The organism is Bradyrhizobium sp. USDA 376, assembly GCF_054063675.1.
Map to the genome: position 1 here is coordinate 8,726,464 of NZ_JBSSGN010000001.1, position 17,445 is coordinate 8,743,908.

General features: G+C 65.0%; 18 protein-coding genes. 3 read left to right on the plus strand and 15 right to left on the minus strand.

What is annotated here, in order from left to right; genetic code table 11:
* Nucleotides 1-38: 38 nt before the first annotated feature.
* From ACVJ19_RS41085 to glpD, 6 genes are read right to left on the minus strand one after another with little or no spacing between them, the layout of a single operon-like run.
* The gene (locus tag ACVJ19_RS41085; RefSeq protein ID WP_453954751.1) at nucleotides 39-368 is read right to left on the minus strand and encodes a DUF2160 domain-containing protein; all 330 of its coding nucleotides are present in this window, start codon (nucleotides 366-368) and stop codon (nucleotides 39-41) included.
* Between the two features lie 12 nt (nucleotides 369-380).
* The gene (locus ACVJ19_RS41090; RefSeq protein WP_183249692.1) at nucleotides 381-1,187 is read right to left on the minus strand and encodes a carbohydrate ABC transporter permease; all 807 of its coding nucleotides are present in this window, start codon (nucleotides 1,185-1,187) and stop codon (nucleotides 381-383) included.
* Nucleotides 1,187-2,161 (minus strand): carbohydrate ABC transporter permease, encoded by a 975-nt coding sequence (locus tag ACVJ19_RS41095; protein WP_453954753.1) that lies wholly within the window; start codon nucleotides 2,159-2,161, stop codon nucleotides 1,187-1,189. The genes ACVJ19_RS41090 and ACVJ19_RS41095 overlap by 1 nt, the downstream gene beginning before the upstream one ends.
* On the minus strand, nucleotides 2,161-3,246 hold the full coding sequence (locus ACVJ19_RS41100) for an ABC transporter ATP-binding protein (RefSeq protein ID WP_453954755.1): 1,086 nt from the start codon (nucleotides 3,244-3,246) through the stop codon (nucleotides 2,161-2,163). The genes ACVJ19_RS41095 and ACVJ19_RS41100 overlap by 1 nt, the downstream gene beginning before the upstream one ends.
* A 14-nt stretch (nucleotides 3,247-3,260) precedes the next feature.
* Nucleotides 3,261-4,400, minus strand: a complete 1,140-nt coding sequence (locus ACVJ19_RS41105) for an ABC transporter ATP-binding protein (RefSeq protein ID WP_453954756.1) — start codon at nucleotides 4,398-4,400, stop codon at nucleotides 3,261-3,263.
* The gene (glpD, locus tag ACVJ19_RS41110; RefSeq protein ID WP_453954757.1) at nucleotides 4,397-5,947 is read right to left on the minus strand and encodes a glycerol-3-phosphate dehydrogenase; all 1,551 of its coding nucleotides are present in this window, start codon (nucleotides 5,945-5,947) and stop codon (nucleotides 4,397-4,399) included. Before glpD ends, ACVJ19_RS41105 begins: the two co-directional genes overlap by 4 nt.
* A 230-nt stretch (nucleotides 5,948-6,177) precedes the next feature.
* On the opposite strand from glpD, the gene ACVJ19_RS41115 reads away from it, so the two are divergent.
* Together ACVJ19_RS41115 and ACVJ19_RS41120 are read left to right on the plus strand one after the other, a co-directional pair.
* Nucleotides 6,178-6,462: a type II toxin-antitoxin system Phd/YefM family antitoxin gene (locus ACVJ19_RS41115; RefSeq protein WP_453954758.1), complete on the plus strand. Its 285-nt coding sequence runs from the start codon at nucleotides 6,178-6,180 to the stop codon at nucleotides 6,460-6,462.
* Nucleotides 6,459-6,884, plus strand: a complete 426-nt coding sequence (locus tag ACVJ19_RS41120) for a PIN domain-containing protein (protein WP_453954759.1) — start codon at nucleotides 6,459-6,461, stop codon at nucleotides 6,882-6,884. The genes ACVJ19_RS41115 and ACVJ19_RS41120 overlap by 4 nt, the downstream gene beginning before the upstream one ends.
* A 3-nt stretch (nucleotides 6,885-6,887) precedes the next feature.
* On the opposite strand, the gene ACVJ19_RS41125 is transcribed toward ACVJ19_RS41120, so the two are convergent.
* Nucleotides 6,888-7,733: a DeoR/GlpR family DNA-binding transcription regulator gene (locus ACVJ19_RS41125; RefSeq protein WP_453954760.1), complete on the minus strand. Its 846-nt coding sequence runs from the start codon at nucleotides 7,731-7,733 to the stop codon at nucleotides 6,888-6,890.
* A 123-nt stretch (nucleotides 7,734-7,856) separates the two neighbouring features.
* Nucleotides 7,857-8,543 carry an HAD family hydrolase gene (locus ACVJ19_RS41130; protein WP_453954761.1) on the minus strand — a complete coding sequence of 229 codons (687 nt, stop codon included), beginning with the start codon at nucleotides 8,541-8,543 and terminating at the stop codon, nucleotides 7,857-7,859.
* Between the two features lie 154 nt (nucleotides 8,544-8,697).
* On the opposite strand from ACVJ19_RS41130, the gene ACVJ19_RS41135 reads away from it, so the two are divergent.
* Nucleotides 8,698-9,165, plus strand: coding sequence for a nuclear transport factor 2 family protein (locus tag ACVJ19_RS41135; protein WP_453954762.1), 468 nt, complete (start codon nucleotides 8,698-8,700; stop codon nucleotides 9,163-9,165).
* Between the two features lie 101 nt (nucleotides 9,166-9,266).
* Here the strand turns inward: ACVJ19_RS41135 and ACVJ19_RS41140 are convergent, their stop codons facing one another.
* The 7 genes from ACVJ19_RS41140 to ACVJ19_RS41170 all read right to left on the minus strand — a co-directional run bounded on the left by ACVJ19_RS41140 (nucleotide 9,267) and on the right by ACVJ19_RS41170 (nucleotide 17,416).
* The gene (locus ACVJ19_RS41140) at nucleotides 9,267-9,458 is read right to left on the minus strand and encodes a hypothetical protein (RefSeq protein ID WP_453954763.1); all 192 of its coding nucleotides are present in this window, start codon (nucleotides 9,456-9,458) and stop codon (nucleotides 9,267-9,269) included.
* Nucleotides 9,459-9,678: 220 nt separating this feature from the next.
* Nucleotides 9,679-10,089: an acyl-CoA thioesterase gene (locus ACVJ19_RS41145; RefSeq protein WP_453954764.1), complete on the minus strand. Its 411-nt coding sequence runs from the start codon at nucleotides 10,087-10,089 to the stop codon at nucleotides 9,679-9,681.
* Nucleotides 10,090-10,110: 21 nt separating this feature from the next.
* Nucleotides 10,111-12,207: a 3-hydroxyacyl-CoA dehydrogenase NAD-binding domain-containing protein gene (locus ACVJ19_RS41150; protein ID WP_453954765.1), complete on the minus strand. Its 2,097-nt coding sequence runs from the start codon at nucleotides 12,205-12,207 to the stop codon at nucleotides 10,111-10,113.
* A gap of 2 nt (nucleotides 12,208-12,209) precedes the next feature.
* A complete protein-coding gene (locus ACVJ19_RS41155) occupies nucleotides 12,210-13,493 on the minus strand; it encodes an acetyl-CoA C-acetyltransferase (RefSeq protein WP_453954766.1) in 1,284 nt (427 codons plus the stop codon).
* Nucleotides 13,493-15,760: an acyl-CoA dehydrogenase gene (locus tag ACVJ19_RS41160; RefSeq protein WP_453954767.1), complete on the minus strand. Its 2,268-nt coding sequence runs from the start codon at nucleotides 15,758-15,760 to the stop codon at nucleotides 13,493-13,495. The genes ACVJ19_RS41155 and ACVJ19_RS41160 overlap by 1 nt, the downstream gene beginning before the upstream one ends.
* A 297-nt stretch (nucleotides 15,761-16,057) precedes the next feature.
* Nucleotides 16,058-16,681 (minus strand): flavin reductase family protein, encoded by a 624-nt coding sequence (locus ACVJ19_RS41165; RefSeq protein ID WP_453954768.1) that lies wholly within the window; start codon nucleotides 16,679-16,681, stop codon nucleotides 16,058-16,060.
* Between the two features lie 135 nt (nucleotides 16,682-16,816).
* Nucleotides 16,817-17,416 (minus strand): TetR/AcrR family transcriptional regulator, encoded by a 600-nt coding sequence (locus ACVJ19_RS41170; RefSeq protein ID WP_453954769.1) that lies wholly within the window; start codon nucleotides 17,414-17,416, stop codon nucleotides 16,817-16,819.
* Between the last annotated feature and the right edge of the window lie 29 nt (nucleotides 17,417-17,445).

A 17,445-nucleotide genomic window follows, 5' to 3' on the forward strand; every position in this document is an offset into this window, starting at 1 on the left:
CCGGGTTGGTCCCGGATCTGGCCGTCCCTTCGCGAGCTTCAGACCGTGCGGAAAATGAGCGCGGCCGTGACCAGCGAAATTCCTGATGCGAGCCACAGGCTCGAGATCTCAAACCCCTCCTCGCCGATCGGCAGCGTGGCGATCGCGTCGGTGCCGACAAGGCCGATCCAGACGAGATGGATGACGGCCGCGGCGATCAGCGAGATGAACAGCCGGTCGCCGCGCGTGGTCGGAATACTGAGCACGCCGACGCGCTCGGCCTCGGGGTAGACCGCGGCGAGCCACGTCATCACCGCCAGCGTGCAGGCGAGCGCGGCGAAGAAGATCGCAGTCGGCAACGTCCAGGCCATCCATGCGATGGATTCCATTGATGCCTCCCCTTACACGCGACCGAGCGCGAAACCGCGCGCGATGTAGTTACGGACGAACCAGATCACCAGCGCGCCCGGGATGATGGTGAGCACGCCGGCGGCAGCAAGCAGGCCCCAGTCCATGCCGGCGGCAGAGACCGTGCGCGTCATGATCGCGGCAATGGGTTTTGCCTGCACCGAGGTCAGCGTGCGCGCCAGCAACAGCTCGACCCAGGAGAACATGAAGCAAAAGAAGGCGGCGACGCCGATGCCGCTCGCGATCAGCGGCACCAGGATCTTGATGAAGAAGCGCGGGAAGGAATAGCCATCGAGGAAGGCGGTCTCGTCGATCTCGCGCGGCACGCCGGAGACGAAACCCTCGAGGATCCACACCGCGAGCGGAACGTTGAAGATGCAGTGCGCGAGCGCGACGGCCCAGGGCGTGTCGAACAGCCCGATCGCCGAATAGAGATTGAAGAACGGCAGCGCATAGACCGCCGCCGGCGCCATGCGGTTCGAGAGCAGCCAGAAGAACAGATGCTTGTCGCCGAGGAAACGGTAGCGCGAGAACGCGTAGGCCGCGGGCAGCGCCACCGAGATCGAGATGATGGTGTTGAGGACGACGTATTCGAGCGAATTGATGTAGCCGGAATACCAGCTCTCGTCGGTGAAGATGCGCTTGTAGTGCTGCAGCGTCGGGGTATGCGGCCACAACGTCATCGTCGAGACGATCTCGCTGTTGGTCTTGAAGCTCATGTTGACGAGCCAGTAGATCGGCAGCAGCAGGAAGATCAGGAACAGCCCCATGATGAGGCGGCGGCCGGGGATCGAATGCATCAGGCCACTCCTTCCTTTGGCTTGAGCGCGGGCACGGGCTTGAGCGCGGCCGAAGGCTTCGGCTCCGCCGCCGGCTCGCTCACCGCCTGGACTTTGCGTTCGACACCGGCATTGGTCATGACGGTGTAGAAGATCCAGCAGACGATCAGGATGATCAGGTTGTAGACCAGCGACAGCGCCGCGGCCTTGCCGAGGTCGAACTGGCCGAGCGCGATCTTGACCAGCTCGATCGACACGAAGGTCGTGGAGTTGCCGGGTCCGCCACCGGTGACGACGAACGGCTCGGTGTAGATCATGAAGCTGTCCATGAAGCGCAGCAGCACCGCGATCAAGAGCACGCGATTCATCTTCGGCAGCTGGATCGCCTTGAACACCGCCCAGCGCGAGGCGCCGTCGATCTGGGCCGCCTGGTAATAGGCGTCCGGGATCGACTTCAAGCCGGCATAGCAGAGCAGCGCGACGAGGCTGGTCCAGTGCCAGACGTCCATCACGATGACCGTGACCCAGGCGTCGACCTCATTGGAGACGTAGTTGTAGTCGATGCCGATGGCGTTCAGCACATAGCCGAGCAGGCCGATGTCGGGCCGGCCGAAGATCTGCCAGATCGTGCCGACCACGTTCCACGGAATCAACAGCGGCAGCGCGAGGATGATCAGGCAGGCCGCCACCGTCCAGCCCTCGCGCGGCATCGACAGCGCAACGACGATGCCGAGCGGCACCTCGATGGCGAGGATCACCAGCGAGAAGAACAGATTGCGGCCGAGCGAGGCAAGGAAGCGGCCGCCGAGATCGGTCGAGGGGTCGAGCAGCTCCTTGAACCAGCCGACCCCGTTCCAGAAGAACTGGTTGTTGCCGAAGGTGTCCTGCATCGAATAGTTCACCACCGTCATCAGCGGCAGCACCGCCGAAAAGGCGACGACCAGGAACACCGGCAGCACCAGGAACCATGCTTTTTGGTTGACGGTCTTGTCCATCAGGCGGCTCCCTCCACCAGAAGGCTGTCGGCATAGACGTGGACGTGCGACGGGTCGAATTTCAGCCCGGCGTTGCCGTCGGATGACGTGAAGCCGGCGGGCGCACGCGCCGCGAGCTTGGCATCGCCGAGGCGCGCCCGCGCGAAACGGATGCGGCCGAGATCGTCGATGCGCTCGATCTTCGCGGTGAGCAGGCCGGGCGCGGGCGCGACCACCTCGACGAATTCGGGGCGCACGCCGATCTCGATTTTGGCACCCGCCGGTAGGTTGTCGTAAGCGCGATTCAGCGCGATGACGTGGCCGTCGATCAGCGCCTCGCGCCCCCTCACCTCCGCCGGCAGGATGTTCATGCCGGGCGAGCCGATGAAATAACCGACGAAGGTATGCGCCGGCTTGTCGAACAGCTCGGCCGGCGTGCCGCTCTGCACGACGCGGCCGTCATGCATGACGACCACGGTGTCGGCGAAGGTCAGCGCCTCGGTCTGGTCGTGGGTGACGTAGATCATCGTGAGGTCGAGCTCACGATGCAGCGCCTTCAGCTTGGAGCGGAGCTGCCATTTCAGCTCGGGATCGATCACCGTCAGCGGCTCGTCGAACAGCACGGCGGCAACGTCGTTGCGCACGAGACCGCGGCCGAGCGAGATCTTCTGCTTGGCGTCGGCGGTCAGGCGCGTGGCCTTGCGGTTCAGATAGGGCTCGAGGTCGAGCAGGCGGCCGATCTCGGCGACGCGCCTGTCGATGTCGGCCTTCGGCACGCCGCGGTTCTTCAGCGGAAACGCCAGGTTCTGCCCCACCGTCATGGTGTCGTAGATCACCGGAAACTGGAACACCTGGGCGATGTTGCGCTTCTGGGTTGACAGCGGTGTGATGTCCTTGCCGTCGAACAGGATCTTTCCGCGCGACGGCGTGATGATGCCGGAGATGACGTTGAGCAGGGTGGTCTTGCCGCAGCCGGACGGGCCGAGCAGCGCGTAGGCGCCGCCCTGCCGCCAGGTCATGGTGACAGGCTTCAGCGCAAAGCTCTCCTGCGGCGCATCATTGCCGCCGTAGGAATGGGCGAGATCGACGAGGTCAATGCGGGCCATGGCGCACCTCCCCCTTAAGAGCTTTTTCTGGTTGACGCGTTTTCTTCACGCGAACCGCTACGCACTTCGCTTGAAAACGCTATGCCCGGAGCGGCGACCAGGCGGTCAGCCGCATCGAACACAAACACGTCATTCGGATCGAGCACCGCATCGATGGTCTGGCCCGGCTCGAACTCGTGCACGCCGTGCAGCACCGCAACCCAGTTCAATCCGTCGCGGGTCAAATGCACGAAGCTCTCCGAACCGGTGATCTCGGTCACCGTGACAGTGGCATGGAAGGCGTGGCGATCGGCCTCGCCATTGGCAAGCCCGAGCTGATGGGCGCGGAAGCCGACGCGATAGGTGCCGTCGGCCAGCGACGAATAGAGGCCCGAGGCCGGCGACGCCGTGCCGCCGGCATAGGCGACGCGCCCGTTCTTCTTCTCGATGCCGACGAGATTGAGCGGCGGATCGGAAAACACCTGCGCGACGCGGAGCGTCTGCGGCCGGCGGTAGACGTTGGCGGTCTCGCCCATCTGCAGCGCCCGGCCCTCCCACATGCACACCGTGTTGCCGCCGAGCAAGAGCGCCTCGGTGGGCTCGGTGGTGGCATAGACGAAGATCGCGCCCGAGGCCTCGAAGATGCGCGGCAGCTCGGCGCGCAGCTCCTCGCGGAGCTTGTAGTCGAGATTGGCGAGCGGCTCGTCGAGCAGCACGAGATCGGCGCCCTTGACCAGCGCCCGCGCGATCGCGGTGCGCTGCTGCTGGCCGCCGGAAAGCTGAAGCGGCGTGCGCTTGAGGAACGGCTCGAGCCGCAGCAGCTTGGCGGCCTCCGCCACCCGCGTCTCGATCTCCTCGCGCGGCTTGCCCTGCACGCGCAGGGGCGAGGCGATGTTCTCGTAGACCGTGAGCGAGGGATAGTTGATGAACTGCTGATAGACCATCGCGACCGAGCGCTGGCGCACGTCGGCGCCGGTGACGTCCTTGCCGCCAACCAGCACCCTGCCCGTGGTCGGCTTGTCGAGGCCGGCGAGCAGCCGCATGATCGAGGTCTTGCCCGACAGCGTCGGTCCGAGCAGCACGTTGAGCGTGCCGCTCTCGAGCGTCAGCGAGACGTCGCGGATGTGCTCGATACCGTCGACGGTCCGGGTCACGTGATCGAGTGTCACGCTCATGAGCGTCCTCCTGCTTCCAGCAGGGGAGTTTGCGGCACAGCGTGGCTCCTGATCCAGTCGTCCAAGGCAGCAATCTCGTCGGCAGATAGTCGCAGGCCGAGCTTGGAACGGCGCCAGACGATATCCTCGGCGGTGACGGCCCATTCATTGGCCATGAGGTAGCGGACCTCGCGCTCGGTCAGCGTGGCGCCAAAGGCCTGGCCGAGATCCGCGGCCGATTTCGCATCGCCGAGCAGCTTGATGGCGCGGGTACCATAGGCGCGCGCCAGGCGCCGCGCATGCTCGTGGCCGAGGAAGGGATAGCCGCGCTGCAGCTCCACGATCAGGCCGTCAATATCCGACACGTTCATGTCGCCGCCCGGCAGCGGCCATTTGCCGGTCCAACCCTCGCGCGCCTTCGCGCTGCGTAGATAGGGCGCAAGGCGCTCCAGCGCCTCCTCGGCGAGGCGGCGATAGGTCGTGATCTTGCCGCCATAGATCGACAGCAGCGGAGAGCCACCGGGCGTGTCGAGCTCGAACACGTAGTCGCGCGTCGCGGCCTTGGCCTCGTTGGCGCCGTCGTCATAGAGCGGACGCACACCGGAATAGGTCCAGACCACGTCCTCCGGCGTCACCGGCTTGGCCAGATATTCGCTCGCCGCGGTGCAGAGATATTGGATCTCCTCAGCCGTCGCCTTCACCTTGGCGGGATCGCCGTCATAGTCGCGGTCGGTGGTGCCGATCAGCGTGAAATCGTCCTGGTACGGGATCACGAAGATGATGCGGCCGTCGGCATTCTGGAACATGTAGGCGCGGTCGTGGTCGTAGAGTTTCTTGACCACGATGTGCGAGCCCTGCACCAGGCGCACCTTGGCTTTCGCATTCACGCCGGCGCCGCGGCCGAGCACGTCCTCGACCCAGGGGCCGCCGGCATTGACCAGAGCCCGTGCCCGGACCTGCGAGCGCTCGCCGGTCAGCGTGTTGAGCATGCTGACGGTCCAGACGCCATCGGCCTGGCGGATCTCGGTGGCGCGAGTGCGGGTGCGGATCTCGGCGCCCTTGTCGGCGGCGTCGCGCGCGTTGAGCACGACGAGGCGGGCGTCGTCGACGAAGCAGTCCGAATATTCGAAGGCGCGGCTGTAGCGATTCGGGATCAGCGGCTTGCCGACCTCGTCGCGCTTGAGGTCGACCGAGCGCGTGGCGGGCAGCAGATGGCGGCCGCCGATGTGGTCATAAAGGAAGAGGCCGAGGCGCAGCAGCCAGGCCGGGCGCAGGCCGGCGTGATGCGGCAGAACGAAACGCAGGGGGCGGATGATGTGGGGCGCGATGCCCCAGAGAATCTCGCGTTCGATCAGCGCCTCGCGGACCAGCCGAAACTCGTAATATTCGAGATAGCGCAGGCCGCCATGCACCAGCTTGGTCGACCAGGACGACGTCCCGCTCGCCAGGTCGTTCATTTCGCACAGGAAAACCGTGTTGCCGCGGCCCACCGCGTCACGCGCGATGCCGCAGCCGTTAACACCGCCTCCAATGATGGCGAGATCGAAAATACGCTCCAACAGACGCATCCCCCGGCGACCGCCCGTTCCTTCGAGCGGCTACTTTCGTTTTTGATTAGATCACACCGAAAAACGAAAGCAAGATGAAAGAGAGGCGAAAGGAAGTGAAAGAGGAACTTTTTGGTGGGCAAAAGGCCGCGCAAATAAGCAGCTTGGACGGCCATTCGAAAAGCAACCGCGCCCCTTGAATGGTTAGTTGCACAGAATTATAGTCACAATAGTCATATTGGTTTCTGCCCATGGCCAATCGCAACCCTGCACCCGACTCGCTTCCGACGGATGACACTTGGACGCTCGCCAACGCCAAGGCACGGCTCTCCGAAGTGATCGACCGCGCCCAAACCGGGCCGCAGGTCATTACCCGCCACGGCAAGCCCAATGCGGTGGTCGTTTCCGCCGAGGAATGGGCGCGCAAGGTCGCACGCAAAGGCACGCTCGCCGAATTCCTACTGGCCTCGCCGCTGCGCGGCGCCGACCTCGAGCTTGAACGCGTACACGACGCGCCGCGCGACGAAATGCCGTGAACCTGCTGCTCGACACCAATGTGCTGTCGGAGGTTCAGCGGCCTGCGCCTTCGCCGAAAGTTTTGGCTTGGCTTGATACGATCGACGAGGACCGCGCGTTCATCAGCGTTGCCTCGATCGCCGAGCTTCGACGGGGCATCGCATTGCTGGAGGACGGCCGCCGGCGCACGGCACTGGCCGCCTGGCTTGCCCACGATCTGCCGGCGCGGTTTGCCGAACGCGTCCTGCCGATCGATCACGCGGTGGCCGAGCGCTGGGGCGACCTGATGGCTCAGAGCCGCAGGAGCGGCGTTGCGCTGTCCGTGATGGACGGCTTCTTTGCAGCGACCGCACTCGTCAACAACCTCACGCTCATCACACGCAATGTGAAAGATTTTGCGGCCTTCGGCGTCCCGCTGCTCAATCCATGGGACGACGTATAAGCCCTATCTCAGCCGCACCACCGGCGCGGCTTCCGGTGCCGCATCCTGGGCATCGGTCTGCGGATCATCGATGTCCGCACCTTTCGGCATCGCCTCGACCACCTCGATGCCCTTGCTGTGGCAGATGGTGGCAAGGCGCTCGGGCAGCTCCTGGTCGGTGACGAAGGTCTGGATCTGGGTGATGTGGGCGATGCGCACCGGCGCGCTGCGGCGGAGCTTTGTCGAATCGGCGACCAGCATGACGCTGCGGGCATTGGCGATGATGGCCTGCGCCACCTGCACCTCGCGGTAATCGAAGTCGAGCAGCGCGCCCTCCTCGTCGATCGCAGACGCGCCGATGATGGCGTAATCGACCTTGAACTGGCCGATCAGCTGTGTCGCGGTCGAGCCGACCACAGCGCCGTCGGCACGCCGCACCGTGCCGCCGGCGACCACCACCTCGATGCGGGGATGGCGGTACAGCAGCATCGCGACATTGAGGTTGTTGGTGATGACGAGCAGATCCTCGTGCGAGGTCAGGGCGCTCGCGACCTCCTCCGTCGTGGTGCCGATGTTGATGAAGAGCGAGCAGCCGTTCGGGATCAGCGAGGCGGCGGCAGCCCCGATCGCCTTCTTCTCGTCGGCGGCGACGAAACGGCGCGCCTCATAGGCGAGGTTCTCCACGCCGGAGGCGATGATGGCGCCGCCATGGATGCGGGTCAGCGATCTCCGCTCGCAGAGATCGTTGAGATCCTTGCGGATGGTCTGCGCCGAGACCTCGAACCGGCGCGCGAGCTCCTCGACCATGACACGGCCGGAGGCGCGCGCGATGTTGAGGATTTCGGCTTGGCGATGGGTCAATCCGGTCACGGCAACGGCCTCAAGTCAGGATGATGCATGGTGCGGCGGTTCGCGCCTTCGGTCAATGCGCGCGCCGATCACGGTTAACGGATGAAGGGCCCTCACCACGCCATTTCTTACCATGTCATTTTCTTACCAAGTCATGGCGCTCGCCAGACGCGCGAGCAGCGCCGGATCATCGAAGGCGCTGGCGGACGTGACCGCGCCTGATGCCACCAGGTCAGCATGGCTCAGGCTGGTCCTTATGCCGACGGTCGGAATGCCGGCCGCCGTGGCGGACTGCACGCCGGTGCGGGAGTCCTCGAACGCGATCGAGGTTTCCGGCCGCGCGCCGACGAAACGCAGCCCTTCCTGATAGGGCAGCGGATGCGGCTTGCCGTGCGGCAGCTCGGCACCGATCACGAGTGCCTTGAAGCGATGCGTGATGCCGAGGCCGGAGAGCAGCAGCTCGGCGTTGAGACGTGGCGCGTTGGTCACCGCGACCATGGGAATGCCGGCCCTGTCGGCCCGGTCGAGCAGCGCCATCAATCCCGGCAGCGGTGCGATCTGCCCGGCCACGAGCGCGCGGAAGACTTCCTCCTTCTCGTCGAGGATCAGGGCGCGCCGCTCCGGCGCCTCGTGGGGCAGAAAGCGCTCACCGATCGCGACATTGGCGAAGCCTTGCAGCTCCCTGGAGAAGCGTGCGTGATCGAAGACATGTCCGTGAGGGCCAAGCACCTGGTTGAAAGCCTTCAAGTGCAACGGATCGGTGTCGGCGAGCGTGCCGTCGATGTCGAACAACAACGCCCTGCCCATCGCATCGTAGCTGGCCTCGATCATTTCCGTACTTTCCCACATGCGCGACACATCGATGCGCGAGACGTATCAATACGGCCTCGATCGCGCAATGACGCATCCACATGACCAATACGTGACACTCGACAAAGTCGCGCGCGGCTGCAACACTCGGTGCAAGATCAAAAAGGAGGAAACGATGACGATCAACCGACGCGATCTGGCTCTCTCGACTCTGGCCGTCCCGGCTCTTGCGGTCTCCGCGCTTGCTCTCGCCACGCCGGCGCTGGCCGCTTCAGCGGACGAGGACGCCGTGGCGAAGAAGGTCGAGGCCTTCCGCCTCGCCCAGATCGCGGCCGACCCGAAGGCGCTCGGCGCGCTGTGCTGGGACGACCTCAGCTACAGCCATTCCAGCGGCAAGGTCGAAGACAAGGCGACCTTCGTCACTAATGCCACCGACGGCAAATCGAAGTTCCTGTCGATCGAATACAAGGACCCGACCATCAAGGTCGTCGGTCCCGCGGCGATCGTCCGCTTCCACTGGCTGGGGGAACAGGAAATGGCAGCCGATGGGAAAAAAGTATCGACCAACCTTCACATCCTGATGAACTGGCAGAAGCAGGGCGACGAGTGGAAGCTGCTCTCGCGCGCCGCGACGAAGTTGTGATGGCACCTCTTGCCCTCTCCCCTCGTGGGGAGAGGGCAGCGGTGCGCTCGGCAAAAAATTCCGACCACGCTTCGCGCGTCGAAATCATCAGCGGCAGGCGCTTACGCCGCCTCCTTCACATCGCCATTCAACAGCCTGCGTGCGGCGCGCTCGGCTTCGCGCGCGTTGCGGAAGAGCTGGCCTTCGAGACGGTTGAATCGTTGGGATGAGGCGAAGAAGCAGTAACCTCCAGAAGAACGAACGACGATACCTGCGGTCTGCGAATCGACTTCGATGATGTAGCTGTCCGGCATGGTCCGTGGTTTCCTCAGTGCGGGCAAATAACGGCATCTCCGCCCAAAAGTTCCTGGGCATTTGAAGCCGTTTCCACCTCGAATCGACAGGCAATTGAGTACGCCGGGACCTCATCCGTTTTGTGACTGGTTCTTGGCGAAGCCGCGACGCGATGACTCACGCGCGCCGCGTTTCGCTTGCTGCAAGTTTTCGTGAGACGAGACAGAGCGCCGCGCGCGATTACGTCGCGATGACAGTGTCGCTCGAACGAACCGCCTGCGGGCGGCCGTGCTCGTCGATCGAGACGTAGGTGAAGTTGCCGTCAGTGACGAGGAACGGATGCTGCTCCCCGCGACGCAGCGCCCACGCTTCCAGATGCACGGTGATGGACGTGCGCCCCACACGCACGAGGTTGGCATAGACCGAAACGAGATCGCCGACATAGACCGCTTTTCGAAAATTCATCGCCTCGATCGCCACGGTCACGGTGCGCGACTTCGCGACCTTCGATGCGAACACGCCGCCGCCGACGTCCATCTGGCTGAGCAGCCAGCCGCCGAAGATGTCGCCGTTCGCGTTGGTATCGGCCGGCATCGCCAGCGTGCGGATGCAGAGATCCCCGCTCGGTCCGGTATTGGCTTGCTCGTTCATGCCTCTCTCACTTGAGATTGCTCACTTGAAATTGTCCCAGCCCGGATCGGGCGCGAAGCGCTCGCCGAATCGCTCCGCCAGCGCGCGCAGGGTGGATACAATGTTTTCGACGCCGCGCGTGCGCGCGTAATTCAGCGGACCGCCGCGGAACGGTGCATAACCGGTGCCGAAGATCATGGCGCCGTCGACCGCATCGGCATCGTCGACGATGCCCTCACGAAGCGCCGCGACGCAGACATTGGACATCGGCAGCACCAGGCGGTCGATCATCTGGTCGGTGACGCGCGGGCCGGTCTCGGCGAGCTGTGCCTTCTCCGCCTTGCCATCCTTCCAGGTGTAAAAACCCTTGCCGGTCTTGCGGCCGAGTTCGCCCTTGGCGACCTTCTCGCGCAGCCAGGCCGGCGTCGGCGGCAGCAGGTCGCCGAACTTGGTCCGCAGCATGTCGCCGACGTCGAGGCAGATGTCGAGGCCGACCTGGTCGGCAAGCTCGATCGGCCCCATCGGCATGCCGAACTGTTCGGCCGCAGCATCAATCAGGCGCTGGTCGGTCTTCTCGTCCAGCATCACCATGGCTTCAAGCATATAAGGCGTCAGCGCGCGGTTGACGAGGAAGCCGGGCGAGCTCTTCACGGCGAGCGGCAGGCGGTCGATCGCGCCGACGAAGGCGAGCGCTTCCTTGAGCACCTCTAGCTCGTTGCCGTCGTGGCTGACGACCTCGACCAGCTGCAGCCGCGACACCGGATTGAAGAAATGCAGACCGACCAGCCGCTCCGGCCGCGCCAGCGTGGTGCGTAGATCCTGAAGCGGAATGCTCGACGTGTTGGTCGCAAGGATCGCGCCCGGCTTCATTCGGGGCTCGAGGCCGGCATAGACCTTCTGTTTGAGCTCGAGCTTTTCCGGCACCGCCTCGATGATGAGATCGGCGTTGCGGACACCCTCGCCGTCCATATCGGGGATCAGGCGATCGAGCGCGTCGCGCACGTCCGTGGGCTTGCGGATGATCTTGCCGTAGAGCTCGGCCGCGCGCTTGACTGCGCCTGCGATCGGCTCCGCCTTCATGTCGGCGAGCGAGACGCGCAGCCCCTGCCCCGCACACCACCCCGCGATGTCGCCGCCCATGGCACCGGCGCCGATGACGTGGACATGCTTCACCGTGTTGCCGGAGCCTGCCGCCTTCTTCATCTGCTCACGCAGGAAGAAGACGCGGATCAGATTCTGCGCGGTCGGCGTCACCATCAGCTTGGCGAATGACGCCTGCTCGGCCTTCAGCATCGCGGCCTTGCTGCCGCCATGGGTCTCCCAGAGATCGATCAGCGCGTAAGGCGCGGGATAGTGCTCGCGGGATGCGGCCTTCGCCGCCTCCGAGCGCATACGCTTGGCCAAGAGTCCGCGCACCGGTCCGAGATTGGCCGCGCGCGTCAACAGGCCGGGCTTGGCCCGCTTCAGCCGGCCGAACAGCGCATCTCTCACCGCGCCCTGGACGTGGCGCTCCTGCGTCACGGTGTCGACGAGGCCGAGCGATTTGGCGCGACGCGCGTCGATGGTGCGGCCGGTCAGCATCAAGGCCATCGACTGCGTCGGGTTGACCAGCGCGGTGAAGCGCGCAGTGCCGCCAAGGCCGGGATGCAGGCCCAGCATTACCTCGGGGAAACCGAAGCGCGCACCGTCGATAGCAATGCGTGCCTGGCAGGCGAGCGCGACCTCGAGCCCGCCGCCGAGACAGAAGCCATGGATCACCGCGACCGTCGGCAGCTTGAGGGCTTCCAGATGGTCGACCACCGCATGCGCAGCGCGGATGCGTGTCTCGACCATTTCGGGATCGGCCGCGCCGCGGAATTCGTTGACGTCGGCACCGGCAATGAAGCCCGATGGCTTTGCCGAGCGGATGACGAGGCCCGCGGGGCGCTCGGTCTCAATCGCCGCCAGCGCGGCGTCGAACTCTTCCATCACGTCGGAGGACAGCGTGTTGGCACTGGAATCGGCGCGGTCGAACAGCAGCCAGGCAACGCCATCGGCATCGCGCGTCAGCTTGAAGTGCTTGTAGGGACTCTCTGGCGCCGGCTGCGGCCCGAGCGTCAGGACGCGGTCGCCGAGCGCGGTCATGATCTTGGAATCCATGGTCACACCGCCTCGATCAGCATGGCGCCGCCGAGCCCGCCGCCGATGCATTCGGTGGCAACGCCACGCCGCGTGCCGAGCCGCTTCATCGCGTTAACGAGATGCAGCACGATGCGGTTGCCGGAGGTGCCGACGGGATGACCGAGCGAGATGGCGCCGCCATCGACGTTGAGTCTTTCACGGTCGATCTCGCCGGCCGCGCCGTCGAGCCCAAGAATCTCGCGGCAGAATTTGTCGTCGTTCCATGCGGCGAGGCAGCCGAGCACTTGCGTCGCAAAAGCCTCGTTCAGCTCCCAGGTCTCGACGTCCTTGATGGTGAGGTCGTTGCGCTTCAGCAGCGGCGTCGCTGACATCACCGGGCCAAGCCCCATGATGCTGGGATCGAGCGCGGCCCAATGGCTGTCGACGATGACAGCTTTCGGCGTCAGCCTGTGCTTTGCCACCGCCTGGTCGGAGGCGAGGATCACCCAGGAGGCGCCATCGGTGATCTGCGAGGAATTGCCGGCGGTGACCTGGCCCCAGGGGCGTTCGAACACCGGCCTCAGTTTCGCGAGCGACTCGGCCGTCGAGTCCGGACGCACGCCGTCATCGTGGTCGAAGAATTTGCCGTCGCGGGAGAACGCGGTCTCGACCTCGCCCTTGAGAAAACTCGCGCCCTGCGCGTGCGCGAGCCGGCGATGGCTCTCGGCCGCATAGGCATCCGACTGCGCGCGGGTGATGCCGAAGAGATGGCCGACAACCTCGGCGGTCTGGCCCATGTTCAAATCTGTGACGGGATCGGTCAGCCCGCGCTCGAGGCCGATGATCGGCTTGAGATAACGCGGCCGCAACTTGAACGCCGCAGCCAGCTTCGCGGCCACGCCCTTGGCGGTGGCGAGCCCGGCAAACCAGCGCACGCCGGAATTCGGCCAGACCAGCGGCGCGTGGCTGAGCGCCTCGGTGCCGCCCGCCAAAATCATGTCGGCATGGCCTTCGCGGATGTAGCGATAGGCGGTGTCGATCGACTGCATGCCGGAGCCGCAATTGATCTGCACGGTGAAGGCGACCATGTCCTCGCCCATGCCGAGCCGGAGCGCGGCGACGCGGGCCGGGTTCATCTCGTCCGCGATCACGTTGACGCAGCCGAGGATGACCTGGTCGAAATCGTCGGGCGAAAACGGCTGACGCGCCAGCAGCGGCCGGCCGCATTGCACGGCAAGATCGACCGGCGTGAACGGACCTGGCCCTGAACGTGCCTTCAGAAACGGCGTCCGGCTGCCGTCGACGATGAAAACCGGTCGTGCCATCAGCTTGCCGCCCTCTGCTCACCGAGTTCCTGGAAGAACTGATGCACGTCGCCGGTTTTCTTGTAAATCGGCGACAGCGCCTCCGGCGCAAAATCGTCGACCTCGATGACTTTTGTGACTGCTTCGTGAGCAGCCGCCAGTTGCTCGCCCTCGGCCTGCGTTATCACGCCCTTGGTCACGGCATCCTTCCAGTCCCTTATGTGCGCAGCGCGCATGCGCTTGGCGATCGCATCGGTCCCGGCCACCAGCTTGAACGCTCGCTCCAGCCGGGCAAAGCCGCCGTCGTCGTCGACATAAGCGAGATCCGGCGTGAGGCGCTCGCGTGCCGCCGACGGCTCCAGCACGATGCCAGCGCATTGATGCACGACGCGATCGGACGGGCCGAGCACGCGGGCGCCGAAGGGCTGGACCACGAGCTTGAGGAAGCCGGCGACAAAGCGGTTGGGCAGGTTGGCGAGGATTTCGGCAAGCCGGTTCTCGATGGTCCTGAAGCCGGTCGCCATGCACCATTCCAGCGCTGCAAAATCCTCCTTCTGCCGGCCCTCGTCCTGCCAGCGCTTCAGGACGGCCGAGAGCAGATAGAGCTCGGACAGAATGTCGCCGAAGCGTGCCGACAGCATTTCCTTGCGCTTGAGCGCGCCGCCGAGCGTCAGCAGCGCCATGTCGGCGCAGAGCGCAAAGGCCGCCGAATAGCGCGAGAGCTGGCGATAGAATGGCGTGGCATCGCCGGCATCGGGCGCCATTGCGAAGGCGCCAAAAGTCCAGCTCCGGCCGAAGGCGCGGAACAGCGTCTGAAAACTGTGGCCGACATGTTTCCAGAACGCCGTGTCGAACGCTGTGAGCCCGCGCTCGCGATCGGTGTCCGCAAGCGCGTTCATCTCGTCGAGGAGGTAAGGATGCGCCCGGATCGCGCCCTGCCCGAACACGATGAGATTGCGGGTCAGGATGTTGGCGCCCTCGACCGTGATGCCGACGGGGACGGCGCGATGCAGATTGCCGAGATAGTTTTGCGGACCATCGATCACGGCTTTGCCGCCGTGGATGTCCATGGCGTCGTCGACCGCGGCGCGCATCCGCTCGGTCGCGTGCAGCTTCATGATGCCGGAGATGACGGCGGGATGGACGCCGGCATTCAGCGCCGCGCAGGTGAGCCGGCGCGCGGCATCGAGCTGGTAGGCGGTGGCGACGATGCGCGCGAGCGGCTCCTCGACGCCTTCGAACTTGGAGATGGAAATGCCGAACTGCTCGCGGATGCGGGCATAGGCTCCGGTGGTGCGCGCGGCATAGGCAGCGCCAGCCGCCGACAGCGACGGCAGCGAGATGCCGCGGCCGGCGGCGAGCGCGGTCATCAGCATCTTCCAGCCCTGGCCGAGGCGCTCCTTGCCGCCGATGACGTAATCGAGCGGAATGAAGACGTCGCGGCCCCGGTTCGGGCCGTTCTGGAAAACCTGCATCGAGGGCAGATGGCGCTGGCCGATCTCGACGCCGGGCAAGTTCGTCGGGATCAGCGCCACGGTGATGCCGAGCTCTTCCTGATCGCCGACGAGATGATCGGGATCATGGGCCTTGAAGGCGAGACCGAGCAGCGTCGCCACCGGCCCGAGCGTGATGTAGCGCTTGTGCCAGTTGAGCCTGAGGCCGATGACCTCGCGGCCCTCGAAAATGCCCTTGCAGATGATGCCGCTGTCGACCATCGAGGCGGCATCCGAGCCGGCCTCGGGGCTGGTGAGGCCGAAGCAGGGAATGTCGCGGCCATCGGCGAGGCGCGGCAGCCAGCGCTCCTGCTGCTCCCTGGTGCCGAAGCGCATCAGCAACTCGCCGGGGCCGAGCGAGTTCGGCACCATCACCGTGACGGCGGCGGCGATCGAGCGGGTCGAGATCTTGCGCACCACTTCCGAATGCGCGTAGGGCGAGAAACCGAGGCCGCCGAACTCCTTCGGGATGATCATGCCGAAGAACTTTTCGCGCTTGACGAAGTGCCAGACGTCCTGCGGCAGGTCGCGCCATTCCCAGAAGATCTTCCATTCGTCGAGCATGGCGCAGAGCTCATTGACGGGGCCGCTCAGGAAGGCCTCCTCCTCGTCGGTCAATTTGGCCGGCGCGATTTTCAGCAATTTCGACCAGTCGGGATCACCGGTGAAGAGATCGGCATCCCACCAGACATCGCCCGCCTCCAGCGCCTCGCGCTCGGTGTCGGACATCGCCGGCAGCACGCCGCGCGCCCAGGAGAAGATCGGCTTGGTGATTTTGTCGCGGCGGAAGCTCATGGCGGACCTCATGGATCGGCGCGGTGACAGGGCATTTTAGCGGAAACTGGCCTGGGTGCGTGAACACTTCACGAGCAAAATGAAGCGGATTGACGCGGCCGGGCGGCCGCCCGGGGCCTAACGGCCGGGGCGTGGGGGCAGTTCCGGGAGGGATGGAGGTGCAATGTCTCCGACTGTCATTCCGGGGCACGCGAAGCGTGAGCCCGGAATCCATACTCCCTATCGTGGTTATGGATTCCGGGTTCGCGCCTGACGGCGCGCCCCGGAATGACATGTGGAGAGAGCGGTGGGCCCGACCTAATCCGGCCGGATCATCTCGAACATGTTTTCCGGCTTGATCTCGAAATAATCGCCGCGGCGGCCGGCGCGGACGATGGGGCGGGCGGCGGCGGTCTGATAGACGCCGTCCTTGATCATGGCCTTGTCGATGTGGACGGCGACCACCTCGCCCAGCGTCAGCCAGGCGTCGGCCTCCTTGCCGTTGGCGCCCTTGAGGCGAACGATGTCGGAGACCTTGCACTCGAAGGCGACGGGGCTTTCCCCGACGCGCGGCACGTTGACGAGCTTGCCCGGCACGGCGGTCAGCCCCGCGATCTCGAACTCGTCGACCTCAGGGGCGACGTGCGCCGCAGTCGCGTTCATGTGCTTGGCGAGGTCCATCGTGGTGAGATTCCAGACGAACTCCCGGGTCTGCTCCATGTTCGACACCGTGTCCTTCCAGTTGGTGGAGGAGAAGCCGATGATCGGCGGCACGTAGCAGAACGCGTTGAAGAAGCTGTAGGGCGCGAGGTTGACGTGGCCCCTGGTGTCGCGGGAGGAGATCCAGCCGATCGGCCGCGGCGCGATGATGGCGTTGAAGGGATCGTGCTTGAGGCCGTGGCCCTTGGAGGGCTCGTAGAAATAGAGGTCTTTGTCGGTCACGCGCTGCTTCTCCGTTTTCCGTCATTCCGGGGCGATGCAAAGCATCGAACCCGGAATCTCGAGATTCCGGGTTCGCCTCTTCGAGGCGCCCCGGAATGACAGAGAAGCAGCTTATAGGAGGAAACTTCCCGCCCGTCAGTGGCGCGGCGACAGACCCGCGATGACGAAATCGATCATCTGGTCGATGGTCGGGCCCGGCTTGGTGGCGCACTGGGCGATCATCTGGGGGTGGAAGAAGCGGATCATCGCCGTGCAGGCGCACAGCGAGGCCAGTTGCAGGTCCGCCGCCTCGAACTCGCCGGAGGCGACACCTTGCGCGATCATCTGGCCGATCACCCCGGCAATGCACTCCATGTGGGCGACGCAGACGTCCCAGTCCTCCTCCATCGCGATCGCGACCATCTCGTGCAGCTTGTTGTCGCCGACATAGCGCTCGGTGTTCATGCGGTGGATGGTGGTGAGCAGCTCGCGGAAGCGCGGGAGTACCGGGCCGGGCCGCGCCACGATCCGTTGCGCCTCCAGCTCGACCTCGCCCATCAGCGAACGGGCCACCGCCTGGTGAATCGCCTTCTTCGATTCGAAGAAGCGATAGACGTTGGCGGGGCTCATCCTGAGCTCCTTGGCGATGTCGCCGACCGTGGTCTTCTGGTAGCCGATCTGGCGGAACAGCCGCTCGGCCACCTCGAGGATACGATCCCGGGTGTCGCCTTCGATATGTTCCGCAACCAGTGTCATCTGTCAGGACTCGTCAATCAGCACTCTTC